Source organism: Citroniella saccharovorans, from assembly GCF_035481615.1.
Lineage (GTDB): Bacteria > Bacillota > Clostridia > Tissierellales > Peptoniphilaceae > Citroniella > Citroniella saccharovorans.
The window spans coordinates 1,142,268-1,156,420 of sequence record NZ_JAYKOT010000003.1 but is presented as its reverse complement, the minus strand read 5'-3'; the positions used below and the strand labels follow the sequence as shown (position 1 = coordinate 1,156,420).

The 14,153-nt window shown below is 31.0% G+C and carries 13 protein-coding genes; 11 read left to right on the top strand and 2 right to left on the bottom strand.

Annotated features, from left to right (window positions below; all coding sequences use genetic code 11):
• Positions 1 to 4 precede the first annotated feature (4 nt).
• The 9 genes from VLK81_RS08130 to VLK81_RS08090 all read left to right on the top strand — a co-directional run bounded on the left by VLK81_RS08130 (position 5) and on the right by VLK81_RS08090 (position 8,980).
• Entirely contained in the window at positions 5 to 2,437 is a 2,433-nt protein-coding gene (locus VLK81_RS08130) for an ATP-dependent Clp protease ATP-binding subunit (protein ID WP_324620129.1), read from the top strand.
• Positions 2,438 to 2,457: 20 nt separating this feature from the next.
• On the top strand, positions 2,458 to 3,852 hold the full coding sequence (locus VLK81_RS08125; RefSeq protein WP_324620128.1) for an ATPase domain-containing protein: 1,395 nt from the start codon (positions 2,458 to 2,460) through the stop codon (positions 3,850 to 3,852).
• Positions 3,853 to 3,951: 99 nt separating this feature from the next.
• Complete coding sequence (locus VLK81_RS08120; protein WP_324620127.1) at positions 3,952 to 4,443, top strand: CarD family transcriptional regulator; 492 nt, start codon at positions 3,952 to 3,954, stop codon at positions 4,441 to 4,443.
• Between the two features lie 22 nt (positions 4,444 to 4,465).
• Positions 4,466 to 5,548 carry a PIN/TRAM domain-containing protein gene (locus VLK81_RS08115; protein ID WP_324620126.1) on the top strand — a complete coding sequence of 361 codons (1,083 nt, stop codon included), beginning with the start codon at positions 4,466 to 4,468 and terminating at the stop codon, positions 5,546 to 5,548.
• Between the two features lie 3 nt (positions 5,549 to 5,551).
• Positions 5,552 to 6,250: a 2-C-methyl-D-erythritol 4-phosphate cytidylyltransferase gene (gene ispD, locus VLK81_RS08110; RefSeq protein ID WP_324620125.1), complete on the top strand. Its 699-nt coding sequence runs from the start codon at positions 5,552 to 5,554 to the stop codon at positions 6,248 to 6,250.
• Positions 6,237 to 6,725: a 2-C-methyl-D-erythritol 2,4-cyclodiphosphate synthase gene (gene ispF / locus VLK81_RS08105; protein ID WP_324620124.1), complete on the top strand. Its 489-nt coding sequence runs from the start codon at positions 6,237 to 6,239 to the stop codon at positions 6,723 to 6,725. The genes ispD and ispF overlap by 14 nt, the downstream gene beginning before the upstream one ends.
• Entirely contained in the window at positions 6,718 to 7,899 is a 1,182-nt protein-coding gene (gene metK, locus VLK81_RS08100) for a methionine adenosyltransferase (protein WP_324620123.1), read from the top strand. The genes ispF and metK overlap by 8 nt, the downstream gene beginning before the upstream one ends.
• 15 nt (positions 7,900 to 7,914) lie before the next feature.
• Positions 7,915 to 8,748, top strand: coding sequence for a rod shape-determining protein (mreB, locus tag VLK81_RS08095; protein WP_324620122.1), 834 nt, complete (start codon positions 7,915 to 7,917; stop codon positions 8,746 to 8,748).
• 13 nt (positions 8,749 to 8,761) lie between these two features.
• Positions 8,762 to 8,980 carry a rod shape-determining protein gene (locus tag VLK81_RS08090; protein ID WP_324620121.1) on the top strand — a complete coding sequence of 73 codons (219 nt, stop codon included), beginning with the start codon at positions 8,762 to 8,764 and terminating at the stop codon, positions 8,978 to 8,980.
• A gap of 70 nt (positions 8,981 to 9,050) precedes the next feature.
• Here VLK81_RS08090 and VLK81_RS08085 read toward each other — a convergent pair whose 3' ends face one another.
• Together VLK81_RS08085 and VLK81_RS08080 are read right to left on the bottom strand one after the other, a co-directional pair.
• Positions 9,051 to 9,647: a glycosyltransferase gene (locus VLK81_RS08085; RefSeq protein ID WP_324620120.1), complete on the bottom strand. Its 597-nt coding sequence runs from the start codon at positions 9,645 to 9,647 to the stop codon at positions 9,051 to 9,053.
• The gene (locus VLK81_RS08080; RefSeq protein WP_324620119.1) at positions 9,604 to 10,287 is read right to left on the bottom strand and encodes a glycosyltransferase; all 684 of its coding nucleotides are present in this window, start codon (positions 10,285 to 10,287) and stop codon (positions 9,604 to 9,606) included. The genes VLK81_RS08085 and VLK81_RS08080 overlap by 44 nt, the downstream gene beginning before the upstream one ends.
• Before the next feature lie 124 nt (positions 10,288 to 10,411).
• Here VLK81_RS08080 and ypfJ point away from each other — a divergent pair, with 124 nt between their 5' ends.
• Positions 10,412 to 11,266: a KPN_02809 family neutral zinc metallopeptidase gene (gene ypfJ / locus VLK81_RS08075; RefSeq protein ID WP_324620118.1), complete on the top strand. Its 855-nt coding sequence runs from the start codon at positions 10,412 to 10,414 to the stop codon at positions 11,264 to 11,266.
• A 115-nt stretch (positions 11,267 to 11,381) separates the two neighbouring features.
• Positions 11,382 to 13,949, top strand: a complete 2,568-nt coding sequence (locus VLK81_RS08070) for a heavy metal translocating P-type ATPase (protein WP_324620117.1) — start codon at positions 11,382 to 11,384, stop codon at positions 13,947 to 13,949.
• The last annotated feature ends 204 nt before the right edge of the window (positions 13,950 to 14,153 follow it).

Below are 14,153 nucleotides of genomic sequence, written 5' to 3'. Positions count from 1 at the left end.
TTATATGGATAAAAATTATGGAAGTATTGATAGTATTATAAATAAAGCTAAAGAAGAAGCTTATAAATTGAAACATAATTATATAGGTACAGAGCATCTACTCCTCGCTCACATAACATCAAACGGAGTAGATGCTATGGCACTTCAAAACGCTGGAGTTGACTACGATGTTATAAAAAATTTTGTTATCTCAAATATAGGATATGGAGAGGCACTTATGCCACCAGCATCTCTTTCTCCTAGGGTTAAAAAAATAATAGATAATGCTAGAATTATTGCTAGAAAATTTGGCCATAACTATGTTGGTCAAGAGCATCTATTAATTTCACTTATGGAAGATAGAGACTCTTTTGCCTATGTTCTTTTAACTCTTTCAGGTGTTCATCCTACAAGAGTTATTGAAGAGCTTGCTAAAATAATGGGATTTAAAAATTCTAAGGATGAGGATTCAGCTATGGGAGATGAGGATGAGAATACTGAGGTAAAATTTGTTAAAGATTTAAATAGTTTTGCTGAAGATGGAAAAATTGACCCTGTTATTGGTAGACAAAAAGAAATTGAGAGAATAATTCAAGTTCTTTTAAGAAGAACCAAGAATAACCCTGTTTTAATTGGTGAACCAGGAGTGGGAAAAACTGCAATTGCTGAAGGATTGGCCCAAAGAATTGTCGAAAAAGATGTACCTGAAATAATAAAAGATTATAGAATCTTAAGTTTAGATATGGGTTCTTTAATTGCTGGCACAAAGTATAGGGGGGATTTTGAAGAAAGGCTAAAAAATCTTACCGAAGACTTAATCAAGATGGATAATACTATTCTATTTATAGACGAGATTCACAATGTGATTGGAGCTGGTGGTGCAGAAGGAGCTATGGATGCTTCAAATATTCTAAAACCTTTATTAACTAAGGGCCAGCTACAAATAATTGGAGCTACTACTATAGATGAGTATAGAAAGCATATTGAAAAGGATAAGGCGTTTGAAAGAAGGCTTCAGCCGATAATGGTTGATGAGCCTACGGTATCGGATACAATTTCTATTTTAAAAGGAATTAGGGACAAGTATGAAGCTCATCACAAAGTTGAAATTACAGATGAAGCGATTGTAGCAGCTGCAGAGCTTTCATCAAGATATTTAACTGATAGATTTCTTCCTGATAAGGCAATTGACCTTATTGATGAGGCCGCATCAAAAATAAGAGTTAAAAATTATATTCCACCAAAAGATAAAAAAGCTTTAGAGAATAAGATTGATATGGTAGTTCAGGAAAAAGAACAGGCAATAACTTTGCAAGAATTTGAAAAGGCGGCTGAAAAAAGGGATGAAATAAAAGAGTTAAGGAAAGAACTTGAAGAGTTAGAAAAGGGTTGGTCAAAAGAAAAAAACAATAAAGATTTAAAAATAGGTTATAATGAAATCGCCCAAATTGTATCAGATTGGTCAAATGTTCCTGTAAATAGGATGACTGGAGAAGAAAAGTCAAAATATTTAAACTTAGATAAAAAACTAAAAGAATTCATAATTGGTCAAGATGAGGCGGTAGAATCTATTTCAAAGGCTATAAAAAGAGCTAGAGTCGGACTTAAAGATCCAAACAAGCCAGTAGGTTCATTCATCTTTGTAGGCCCTACAGGAGTTGGTAAAACATTTTTGGCAAAATCTCTAGCTAAGGTTCTTTTTGGAGACGAAGATGCTATTATTAGGATAGATATGAGTGAGTATATGGAAAAACATTCTGTGGCAAGATTAGTTGGCTCTCCTCCAGGATATGTTGGTTTTGATGAAGGTGGACAGCTTACAGAAAAAGTAAGAAGAAAACCTTATTCGGTTGTACTTTTTGATGAAATTGAAAAAGCACACCCAGATGTTTTTAATATGCTTCTACAAATTCTGGATGAAGGAAGACTTACAGACTCAAAAGGTAAAACTGTAAATTTCAAGAATACAATTATTGTTTTAACATCAAATGTTGGGGCAGACTTACTTGATAAAAAGTCCACTCTAGGATTTGGAACATTAAATGATGAAGATAAGACTGAATATGAAAGAATTGTATCTGTTGTAGATAGGGAACTTAAAAATACATTTAAGCCCGAATTTTTAAATAGAATTGACGATATAGTTGTATTTAACAGTCTAAATTTCGATGCTACAAAAAAAATTTCCAAGCTTTTACTTGACAAAATGATTGAAAAGATTTCTAAAATAGGACTTTGTGCAAAGTATAGTGAAAATATAATTAATTATGTCGCCGATAAGGGATATGACAAGACTTATGGAGCAAGGCCAATAGAAAGATTTATTAGAAATAAAATAGAAGATACACTTTCTGAAAAAATTCTTATGGGTGAAATTAAAAATAATAGTTTATATATTGATATTAAAGACGACGAAATAATATTTGAAGAAGAAAAGGATTATGAAGAGGTTAAATAACCTCTTCAAGGTTTTTTAAAATGAAAATTAAAAAGGAATATATTTGCAAAGAGTGTAACTATAAGACTAATGGCTGGATGGGAAGATGCCCAAATTGTGGAGCTTGGGATTCTATTGAAGAGAAAATCCTATCAGATGAGAATAAAAAAACTTTTTCTAGATCCGATAAAGGAAAATCTAATAATGATATTAAAAAATTAAAAGATATAAAAATCGAAGGAAATGAAAGATATTTATCAGGAATATCTGAGTTTGATAGGACTATTGGTCTAGGCTTAGTAAAAGATTCAGTCACAATACTTACAGCTGTTCCGGGAGCAGGCAAGTCAACACTTATTCTTGAACTATCCATTTGCTATGCTAGTAAAGGATTAAAAGTTTTATATATATCAGGAGAAGAATCAGCATCTCAAATTAAATCTAGAGCTCTGAGGATAAATTCTAAGCTGCCTGAGAGTATTTGGATTGTTTCTACATCAATTCTTGATGATGGATTAAATGCCATAGAAGAAATTGATCCAGATATTATATTTTTAGATAGTATTCAAACTGTAAGGCTTTTAGAATTTAATTCTAAGACAGGGTCTCCTGTTCAAACGGTGGAATGTACTTCAAAAATAATTGACATCTGCAAAAATCCACTAAGGCCCAGAGCTTGTATAATGGTTGGACACATGACTAAGAACGATGAAATGGCTGGGCTAAGAACTCTTGAACACATGGTGGACACTGTAATTATTTTAAGAGAGGACTTGGATCAAAATTTAAGAATGCTATATTCAACCAAAAATAGATTTGGTAGAAGTGGAGAAGTAGGGATTTTTAGAATGCAGGAAAATGGTTTAAAAGAAGTTTTAGATCTTTCAAGTGAATTTTTAAATGATAAAGATAAACCACTAGAAGGATCCTCTATTTCAATTATAAAAGAAGGTTCTAGAAATATTGCAGTAGAAATTGAGTCGCTTGTAAGTAAATCGTTTGACTCCTACCCTCTAAGAACGTGTGATCAAATGTCCAAGGATAGACTATTAATTTTAACTGCTATCTTAGAAAAAAGAGCATTTTTACAACTATATGATAAAAATATTGTTGTAAAATCAAGAGGAGGTTTAAGCTTAAGAAACGAAGAAGCTGATCTTGGAATTTTGATTGCGATTAGTTCCTCATTACTTGAAATTAAGATTTCTCCTAGATGGGCATTTATTGGAGAGGTTGGCCTTACTGGAGAGCTTAAAAAAATTAGAGATGCTAATAAAAAAATTGAAGAACTTGACAGAATGGGATTTAAAAAAGTTTTTGTTCCAAAGGGGACATCTACTAATTTACGATCTTCAACAAAAATTGAAATTTTAGAATTTGAAAATTTTGTCCATGTTCTTGATTATTTAAAAAATACTCAAGGGAAAAATTCTTGACATTAAAAGCATATTTATATATAATATAAGCTTTACTTAATTTATCACTTAGTTTATAATTATAGTAGGAATATTTATAATATAAAAGGGGTGAGTATATTGTTCAAGATAGGCGACAAGATAGTCTATCCTCTCCATGGGGCTGGAGTTGTTGAAGATATTGAAGAAAAGGAAGTCCTTGGAGAAGTAAGGAAATATTATATCTTAAGGATGCCAATTCATAGTATGAAGATTTCAGTTCCAGTAGATATGATTGGTGAAATGGGCGTTAGGGAAATATTTAACATGGACAAGTACCCGCTAATTATTGAGATATTAGAAGGAAAATCTTCCTCTATGCCTGATAATTGGACTCAAAGGTACAAGGAAAATCTTGATAAGATTAAAACAGGTGACATTGAAGAAATTGCTATTGTAGTTAGAAATCTATCTATTAGAGAAGACAATAAAGGATTATCTACTGGTGAGAAAAAAATGCTAAATAGTGCTAAAAAAGTGCTAGTTTCAGAAATTGTTATGGCTACTGGAAAAGATATTGACGAAGTTTATGAAATCATAGATAATGCTATATATAATTTTAAAGATTCTTAGTTGAGAAAGAGGAGATGCTAATGTGTTAAAGAAAATTTTACGTTTTGTGATAGCTTTATTAGGAGGAGTCTTAGGATTCTCTCTTAATTTAGCACTATCACATTCAGGTATTATTAATTTTAGGGGCTATTTAAATATTTTTGCAAAAATTGGTTTTTCATTAATTTTTGCAATTTTGTTTTATTTAATTACGCCAACTTTAATAAAGGGTTTAGAAAAATTAGTTACTAAAATGGAGCTTGAGTTATCAAGAGTTCCTGCTAGAGATGTTGTATTTGGAAGCTTTGGACTTATTTTTGGACTTATTTTATCTTATTTTATTTCTCTTCCTATAAAGGATATCCAAATACCATATATTAGCGGTATATTTAGCCTCATTATAACTATTGTTCTCTACATCGTATTAGGATATTTGGGAATTAAATTCGCTTTAAAAAGTTCATCCGAACTTGTAGGTTTTATTGGAAAATCTAATAAGGAAGAAAAGAATAAAAATCAAGCTAAGGATAATAGAAGTATAAGACTACTTGATACCTCATCTATTATTGATGGTAGGATTAAGAAAATTATTGAACTTGGCTTTTTGGATGGTAAGCTTTTAGTTCCAAATTTTGTTCTTTTGGAGCTTCAAAATATTGCAGATTCATCTGATGATATAAGAAGAACAAAAGGTAGGAGAGGACTAGATATTTTAGATGAACTTAAAGAAAATAAGTCTGTTAATATAAGTATGACTGATAAGGACTATAAAGATATAAAAGAGGTTGACACAAAACTTATGAGGCTAGCAAAAGAACTTGGAGCTTCGATTATAACTACTGATTATAATTTAAATAAAGTTTCTCAACTTCAATCAATAAAGATATTAAATATCAATGAACTTGCCTTGAGCCTAAAACCTGATGTATTACATGGAGAGCATATAAGCGTTGAGGTTGTAAAAGAGGGGAAGGAGCATAATCAAGGGCTTGCTTATTTAGATGATGGAACTATGATTGTTGTAGAAGATGGGAAAAATTATATAGGTAAAAGAGTAGACACAGTTGTTACATCCATATTACAAACTGCTGCTGGCAAGATGATCTTTGTAAGGGTTGATGAGTAAATTATGTATAATGGAGAAAAGATATATGCTATAATTACTGCTGCTGGGTCTGGTAATAGGATGGGAATGAAAACTCCAAAACAGTTTATTGAAGTAAATAATATTCCTATAATTGAAAGGACCTTAAATAAATTTTATGATCTAAATATTTTTGATAAAATATTTCTTGTTATCAGACAAGAAGATAAGAAATTTATTGAAGAAAATTTATCTAAAAAGTTCAGGGATATTCAGATAATAATTGGAGGAAAAACTAGAGAGGAATCTACTTTCAATGCAATTAAGCTTCTAGATGACGATGGAATTTCTGTTTTTCACGATGGAGTTAGGCCATTTGTATCAAAAGATGATATTATTAGGGCTTTGGATTTTTTTAAAGGAAAAAATGCGGTAGTTTTTGCTGTTAGAGAAAAAGATACTGTTAAAGTAGTCGATAATATGAAAGTTATATCTTCACCAGCTAGAAAGAATATTTTTAGGGTTCAAACACCTCAAATTTTTAGTAATAAGATTATTAAAGAAGCTTACAATAAATTTTATGGTAAAATTGAAGCGACTGATGATTCTATTTTTGTTTCAAAGCTTGGAGAAGAAGTATATATTTATGAGTCAAATTATAATAATATCAAAATAACTACTCCTGAAGATCTTTATTTGGCAGATTTAATTGCAAAAGAGGAGGATTATTATGAGAATAGGTAATGGTTATGACGTTCATGAGTTTAAAGAAGGTAGAAAGCTTATTTTAGGTGGAGTAGAAATTCCTTATGATAAGGGACTTTTAGGTCACTCTGATGCAGACGTTTTAGTGCATGCTATTATGGATTCTATGCTTGGAGCACTTGCATTAAGGGATATTGGTTACCAATTTTCAGATACGGATAATAAGTATAAAGATATTTCTTCTCTGTTGCTTTTAGAGAAAGTAAATAGTATGATATTGAAGAAGGGGTATAGGATAGAAAATATTGACTCTATCATTGCTTGTCAAAGCCCAAAATTAAAAAATTATATTGATAAGATGAGAGAAAAAATTTCCAATATACTTGAAATAGAAATAGATAGAGTCTCAGTTAAGGCTACAACTACTGAAGGACTGGGATTTGTAGGAAAAAAGGAGGGCATAGAGGCATACAGTGTATGTCTTCTAAAGGAAATAGGAGGAAATTATGACTAGATATTTTTTTACATCTGAATCTGTAACTGAAGGACATCCAGATAAAATCTGTGATCAAATATCAGATGCGATTTTGGATGAATTATTAAGAAAAGATAAAAATGCAAGAGTTGCATGCGAAACAACTGTTTCAACTGGACTTGTAATGGTTATGGGAGAAATTTCTACAAGTGCTTATGTAGATATTCAAAATATTGTTAGGAACACAGTTAGAGAAATTGGATATACAAGAGCTAAATATGGATTCGATGCTGAAACATGTTCAGTTCTTACAGCTATAAATGAGCAGTCTCAAGATATAGCTTTAGGGGTAGATAAGTCATTTGAAGCGAAAAGCGGAGCTAGTGATAGATATGATGAAATTGGAGCTGGAGATCAAGGCATAATATTTGGATACGCTTCAAATCAAACAGATGAGTACCTACCACTTCCAATATATTTAGCTCACAAACTTACAAAAGGTTTAACAAAGCTAAGAAAAGATGAAGTTTTAAATTATCTAAGACCAGATGGGAAAAGTCAAGTTACAGTCGAGTATGATAATTATAAACCTGTTAGAGTTGATTCAGTAGTTGTTTCTACTCAGCACTCACCAGAAATAGATACAGAAAGTTTAAGAAGTGATATAAAAGAAAAGTTAATTAAAAAGATAATTCCAGAAAATCTAATTGATGAGAATACTAAGTATTATATCAATCCAACTGGTAGATTTGAAATTGGTGGACCAATGGGAGACTCTGGACTTACTGGAAGAAAGATTATTGTCGATACTTATGGCGGCTTTGCAAGAAATGGTGGAGGAGCTTTTTCTGGAAAGGATCCAACTAAGGTTGATAGATCTGCAGCCTATGCAGCTAGATATGCTGCTAAAAATATGGTAGCCGCAGGACTTTCTGAAGAACTTGAAATTGGCCTTTCATACGCTATTGGGGTTGCTAGACCACTTTCAATATATGCAGAAAGTTTTGGTACAAGTAAGTTTACTAATGAAGAACTTGTAAAAATTATTGAAGAAAACTTTGATTTAAGACCACTTGCTATTATAGAAAAGTTTGATTTAAAAAGACCTATTTACAAACAAACAGCTGCTTATGGTCACTTTGGAAGATCCGATCTTGATCTTCCTTGGGAAAAATTAGATAAAGTTGAAGATCTTAAAAAATATCTAAAGTAAAATTCAGGGGGGAATATGGCAACTTTAAGAAGAAGCTTAGCAATTGATTTGGGGACGGCTTCGGTTTTAGTTTATGTAAAAGGTAGAGGAGTTGTTTTAAATGAACCATCTGTTGTTGCCATGGATGCTTTTACTGGTAAGATATTGGCAGTTGGATCTAAAGCGAAAAAAATGCTTGGGAGAACTCCTGGTAATATAATTGCAACAAGACCCATGAAGGACGGAGTAATTGCAGATTACAATTCTACTGAAAAAATGCTTAAATATTTTATAGAAAAATCTATTGGAAAATCTCTAATTAGGCCAGATGTTATAATTTGCGTTCCAAGCCAAATAACTCCTGTACAAAAAAGAGCTGTGCTTCAGGCATCAAGAAAAGCTGGAGCAAATAGAACATATCTTATAGAAGAGCCTCTTGCAGCTGCTATTGGAAGCGGAATAGATATTTCAGATCCAGGTGGTCATATGATAATTGATATTGGTGGTGGTACAACTGATGTTGCAGTTATTGCTATGGGTTCTATAGTTATCAATAAGTCTATTAATATTGCTGGAGACGAGCTTGATGAAGCAATTATGTCATATATTAAAAACAAATATAATATGCTAATTGGAGAAAGAACAGCAGAAGATATTAAAATTTCTTTATCTGATGTAGAAGATATTCAAAACACAGATAAATTATTTGAAATAAGAGGAAGAAGTTTAATTAATGGATTACCAATGCAGGTTTTTGTAACTCCACTTGATGTTTTAGAAGCCTTGGAATCTCCAATAAATGAAATAATTAATGCATGCTATTATGTTTTAGATAAAACTCCTCCTGAAATCGCTTCAGATCTTTTTTGAAAAAGGAGCTATTATGACTGGTGGGGGATCTCTTGTAAAGGGACTTTCTCAAAGAATAATGGATAGAATTGGGATTGATGTTAAAGTTTCAGAAGAAGCTATTTCAGCTGTAGTTAAGGGAACTGGGAAGGCTCTTTCATGGATTAGTAAATTGGAATCGGATAATCAGTCTTATGAAGATGCTAGAAGACAAATATTAGAGGAAAAACAAAGATTAAGGAGAAGCTATTAGCTTCTCCTTTTTAAATATTATAAATTTTTGTTTTTTAAAACTATTAGTTATCTAGAAATTTAAATCAGCTTTATTTTAGGATTTTTTTCATGAGCACTGTACCAGTAACTTTTATTTTATGTGTCATGTAAGTTACACCTCTTTTATTATTTGGGTTAAAATTTTCTAAAACATCTTTATAAAGCAAAAAGACTCTATCTTTAAAAGCTGTTGTAGAAAATTTAGTGCTAGATTTTTTAGCGTTTTCTCCCATTTTTATTCTTAAACTATCATCATCAAGGAGTTTTTGGCATTTAATTGAAAAGTCTTCTTCATTTTCAAATATAAATCCATTGTATCCATCTTCAATAACACCATCTATAGCATCATCTTTTAGACAAATTTCAACTAAGCCATTTGCTAGGGCTTCTATATAAGTAAGTCCTTGAGTTTCACTTTTTGATGCACATGCAAAAATATCTGCAAGCCTATAATATTTTGTAACTTCTTCTGGCTTAACTAGACCTGTAAATATAACCTTATTTTCAAGATCTAATTCTTTTGTAAGTTTTTTTATTTCATCTATATATGGACCTGATCCTACTATCATAAAAACAAAATCATCCCTATGAGATAGACTTGATTTAATATATTTTAATAAAAGATCTATATTTTTTCTCTCTGGCAACCCTACCAAGTGAAAGAATTATTTTTTTATTTTTATCTATATTAAAACTTTTTCTTAAATCTTCAAGTTCTTCACTAGGAAGATTCTTATTATATTTATCTAAATCAATTCCAGTTGGAATTACTTTTATTTTTCCATATACTTTAGCATTTTCAAGTGATTTTTTAACCTTGTTTGTTGGTGCAATTATAGCGTCGCAGTCTCTTAATCTAACCCTCATATAATTTTGCACAATAAGCCTACCAACTGTTTCAGATGGTATTACATATTTTGTATAGTATTCATAGAGTGTATGATAGGTGTGAATTAAGGGAGCACTAGATTCAATTGCGATTTTATAGGCAAAATAGTAAGTAAAGAACTCGCACTGAGAATGAACAATGTCAGGTTTCCACTCTATGAGTTTTTTTAATATTCTACTATTTATAGCGAAAGTAGCTCTAAGGTCAGGATAAAATTTAATTCCAAAAGATCTCACAAAATAGAAGTCTCCATCAACATAGGATTCATCTTTTTTTGAAAGAGTAAGAATTCTCACATCATGACCGTCTTTTTTTAATTCATTATACAGATTCATTATTGAAACTACTACACCGTTGATATTTCCAATGGACCAATCAGAAGTTAATAAAATTTTCATTATATCCTCCTAAATTTAAGTAACTCAATTCTATCATACATAATTATATTATTTCAAGCTTGAATTTATTTTTACAATATTATGGGTATATAATATATGTAAAATATTTATTGGAGTGATGTATATGAAATGGGAAAATAGAAGATCAAGTTCTAATATAGAAGATAGACGCGGCTCTGGTGGTAGACTAGGCGGGCTTGGAGGCATTAGGCTTTCGGGAGGAGCAATGGTTCTTTTAGCCGTAGCCTATTTATTATTTGGAGGAAAACTTAGCAGCTTACCTTATATATTAAGTGGAGTTCAAAGTCAAAGTCAATCTACAAATATTATAAGTGACGAAGATTTTTCAGACAGTGAAGATATAAAAAAATTTACTGGGGTTGTGCTTGCAGACACAGAAGATGTATGGAATGAAAAATTTAAAGAAATTGGAAAAACTTACGAGGAGCCAAGCTTAGTTATTTATTCTGGAGGAATTAAATCTGGATGCGGAGTATCTTCTTCTGCCGTTGGCCCATTTTACTGTTCAGCTGATGAGAAAATATATATTGACCTCAGTTTTTATAATACAATGAAAAGGGATTTGGGGTCAAAGGGAGATTTTGCCTTTGCCTATGTTATAGCCCATGAAATTGGACATCACGTTCAAAACCAACTTGGAATTTTAAATGATGCTCACAGACAAATGGCCTCTAGCTCAAAAAAGGTAGCCAATGAAATATCTGTAAGATTGGAACTTCAAGCCGATTATTTTGCTGGAGTATTTGCAAGATATGTTCAGGATAAGGGATATTTGGAAAAAGGGGATATAGAGGAGGCTATGGAAGCAGCTAGGTCAGTTGGAGATGATACTTTACAAATGAAAAATACAGGTACAATAAATCCTGATAGTTTTACTCATGGAACTAGTGAAGATAGAATGAAATGGTTTAATAAGGGATTTGAATATGGAACTATTGAGGATGGAAATACATTTTAATTGTTTTTTAAGCTAGTCAATTGACTAGCTTTTGCAAAGAAAAGATTACTTTAAATAAATAATTTAAGCAGTTGTATTATTTAGATATGTTATTAACTTTAATAAAAGGAGAATTATGCAATCAGAATTTAATATAGAGGGAATGACCTGTGCATCTTGCCAGGCTAGAATTGAAAAAGCAGTAAAAAATTTGGACTCAGTAGAATTTGTAGCTGTTAATCTTCTTACTAATAAAATGACCGTAAGGCATAAAAATTCTAGTGATATTGAGAAGATAATTGAGGCATGCGAAGCAGCTGGGTATGGGGCAAGTTTAGCTTCAAAAGAGATTACAAAAGAAAAACAAAATGATATCAAAAGTGATAAGAAATTAAAGTCTAAAAAAATTCGTCTTATTTTTTCTATTTTACTTATGCTTATTTTAATGTATATAGCTATGGGGGAAATGCTGGGACTAAAATTACCATTTAATTTTGAAAAAATTGAAGCTTCTGGACTTTTTGCACTAAGCCAAATGTTAATATCAGCAATTATTATGTTAATAAATTATGAATATTTTACAAGAGGATTTAAGGCTATTTTTTATAAAAATCCAAATATGGATTCTTTAATAGCGCTTGGTTCTTCCGCTTCTTTTATATATAGTGTATATGTTTTATTTAAAATCTTGGATAGTCTGATGTATATGGACTTTAATAGTGTAAGCCATTTAAGACACTCACTATATTTTGAGTCAGCTGCAATGATTCTAACTTTAATAAGTATCGGTAAATATTTAGAAGATAAAAGCAAGCACAAGGCTACTAAGGCAATTAGAGACCTTATGGATTTAGCTCCAAAATTTGCAGTTAGAATTGTAGATGGAAGGGAAGAAAAAGTTTCTGTAGATGACTTAAGAGTTTCCGATATAATTTTAATAAAGCCTGGAGAAAAGGCCCCAGTTGATGGGATAGTTATGGAAGGTGGATCAGATGTTGACACCTCAAGTATTAGCGGTGAATCTCTTCCGATTTATAAAAAAGTTGGAGATAGAATTATTTCATCTAGTATTATTCTTACTGGAACTGTTAAGTTAAAGGCTGAAAAAGTTGGAAGCGATACTGAGATTTCAAAGATTATCAGGCTAGTTGAAGATGCGAACCAAACTAAAGCACCCATTGCGAAATTAGCTGATAAAGTTTCTGGAATTTTTATTCCAATTGTAATACTAATCTCATTAGTAACCTTCTTAATCTGGAATATAATTGGAATTGGCTTTGAAAAGTCTTTAATATATGCAATTTCGGTTTTAGTTGTATCATGCCCTTGTGCACTAGGACTAGCAACACCAGTTGCAATAATGGTTGCTACAGGTAAGGCTGCAAGAAATTCTATTTTAATCAAATCAGGTCAAAGCTTAGAAAGTATTGGTAAAACAGATCTAGCAATTTTTGACAAGACAGGTACTATAACTTATGGATATCCAGCTGTTACTGATATTTTAGAAATAAAAGAAACAAATGGAGAGTTACTAAAGTTAGCTGCTTCACTTGAAAAACATTCTGAGCATCCAATTGCAAAAGCTGTTGTAGATGAATATATGAAATCATCAGATAGTTTTTATAAAATAAACAACTTTAGGAATTTAAGTGGAAGCGGGATAATAGGAGAGATAGAAGGGAAAAAATATTTTTTAGGCAAGATATCAAGTCTTGAAAATAGGGCTAATTATAAAGAAGCTTCTAAGCTTATGAATGACTTATCAAGGGATGGGAAGACCGTTATGGGACTTGCAGATGATAGTGAGATTTTGGGACTAATTGCTGTAATAGACCTCATAAAACCATCCTCTAAAGAGGCTATTGAAAGTCTTCAAAATATGAAGATAAAAGTTTTGATGCTTACAGGGGATAATTTTAATACAGCTAGCAAGTTTGCAAGAGATTTAAATATAGAAGAATTTAAGGCAGATGTTCTTCCAAGTGACAAGGAAAGATATATTAATTCAAAAAATGAAGAAGGTTATAATACCTTGATGGTTGGAGACGGAATAAATGATGCACCTAGCTTAGCTAGGGCAAAGTCTTCAATTGCTATAGGATCTGGAACTGATATAGCTGTTGAATCTGCTGATATGGTAATTTTAAATAATAATTTACTCGATGTTGTAAATGCAATAGGCTTAAGTAAAGCTACTTTAAGAAATATTAAAGAAAATTTATTCTGGGCCTTCATTTATAATATTATTCTAATACCAATCGCAGCAGGAGCTTTTTCTAGTTTTGGGATTGTACTAAATCCAATGTTAGGGTCTTTAGCGATGAGCTTATCATCTCTTTTTGTTGTTGGCAACGCTCTTAGGTTAAACAATTATAAGATGCTTCATAAGTCTATGAAAGAACAAATTGAAGAAAGAGACAAAAAATACAATTTAAAAAACATAGAAAATGATAAAGATCAAATTAAAATTAATAAAAAAATTGAAGGAGAAAAGGGAAAAATGAAAAAAACTTATACTGTTGAAAATATGATGTGCGACCATTGCAAAAAAACTGTAGAAAAAATAGCTTTAAATACTAAAGACGTAGATAAGGCTGAGGTTACATTAGATAAAAAAGAGCTTTATATCGAATTTAATGATTCATTTAGAGAAGATGAGTTAGTTAATTCTATTAATGAAGCTGGTTATAAAGTAATAAAATAAAATTCATTGTTTATTGGAAAATTCTAGAAAATTATTAGTAAATTTTATTTTAATTGAAATCCTTCAAACAAATTAGAAATATGAATACAAAGACAAAGTTAATTTATATCTTAAAAAACATAAAATATTTATTCAATATATTTAAAAAAAATTAAAAAAATATTAAATATATTTATTTTAATATAAGTCTTCTAAAATATATGT

Excerpts from the sequence above, each read along its gene's own strand:
- VLK81_RS08130 (WP_324620129.1), top strand. The coding sequence starts at position 5 with ATGGATAAAAATTATGGAAGTATTGATAGTATTATAAATAAAGCTAAA.
- VLK81_RS08125 (WP_324620128.1), top strand. The coding sequence starts at position 2,458 with ATGAAAATTAAAAAGGAATATATTTGCAAAGAGTGTAACTATAAGACT.
- ispD (WP_324620125.1), top strand. The coding sequence starts at position 5,552 with ATGTATAATGGAGAAAAGATATATGCTATAATTACTGCTGCTGGGTCT.
- ispF (WP_324620124.1), top strand. The coding sequence starts at position 6,237 with ATGAGAATAGGTAATGGTTATGACGTTCATGAGTTTAAAGAAGGTAGA.
- metK (WP_324620123.1), top strand. The coding sequence starts at position 6,718 with ATGACTAGATATTTTTTTACATCTGAATCTGTAACTGAAGGACATCCA.
- mreB (WP_324620122.1), top strand. The coding sequence starts at position 7,915 with ATGGCAACTTTAAGAAGAAGCTTAGCAATTGATTTGGGGACGGCTTCG.
- VLK81_RS08090 (WP_324620121.1), top strand. The coding sequence starts at position 8,762 with ATGACTGGTGGGGGATCTCTTGTAAAGGGACTTTCTCAAAGAATAATG.
- VLK81_RS08080 (WP_324620119.1), bottom strand. The coding sequence starts at position 10,287 with ATGAAAATTTTATTAACTTCTGATTGGTCCATTGGAAATATCAACGGT.
- ypfJ (WP_324620118.1), top strand. The coding sequence starts at position 10,412 with ATGAAATGGGAAAATAGAAGATCAAGTTCTAATATAGAAGATAGACGC.
- VLK81_RS08070 (WP_324620117.1), top strand. The coding sequence starts at position 11,382 with ATGCAATCAGAATTTAATATAGAGGGAATGACCTGTGCATCTTGCCAG.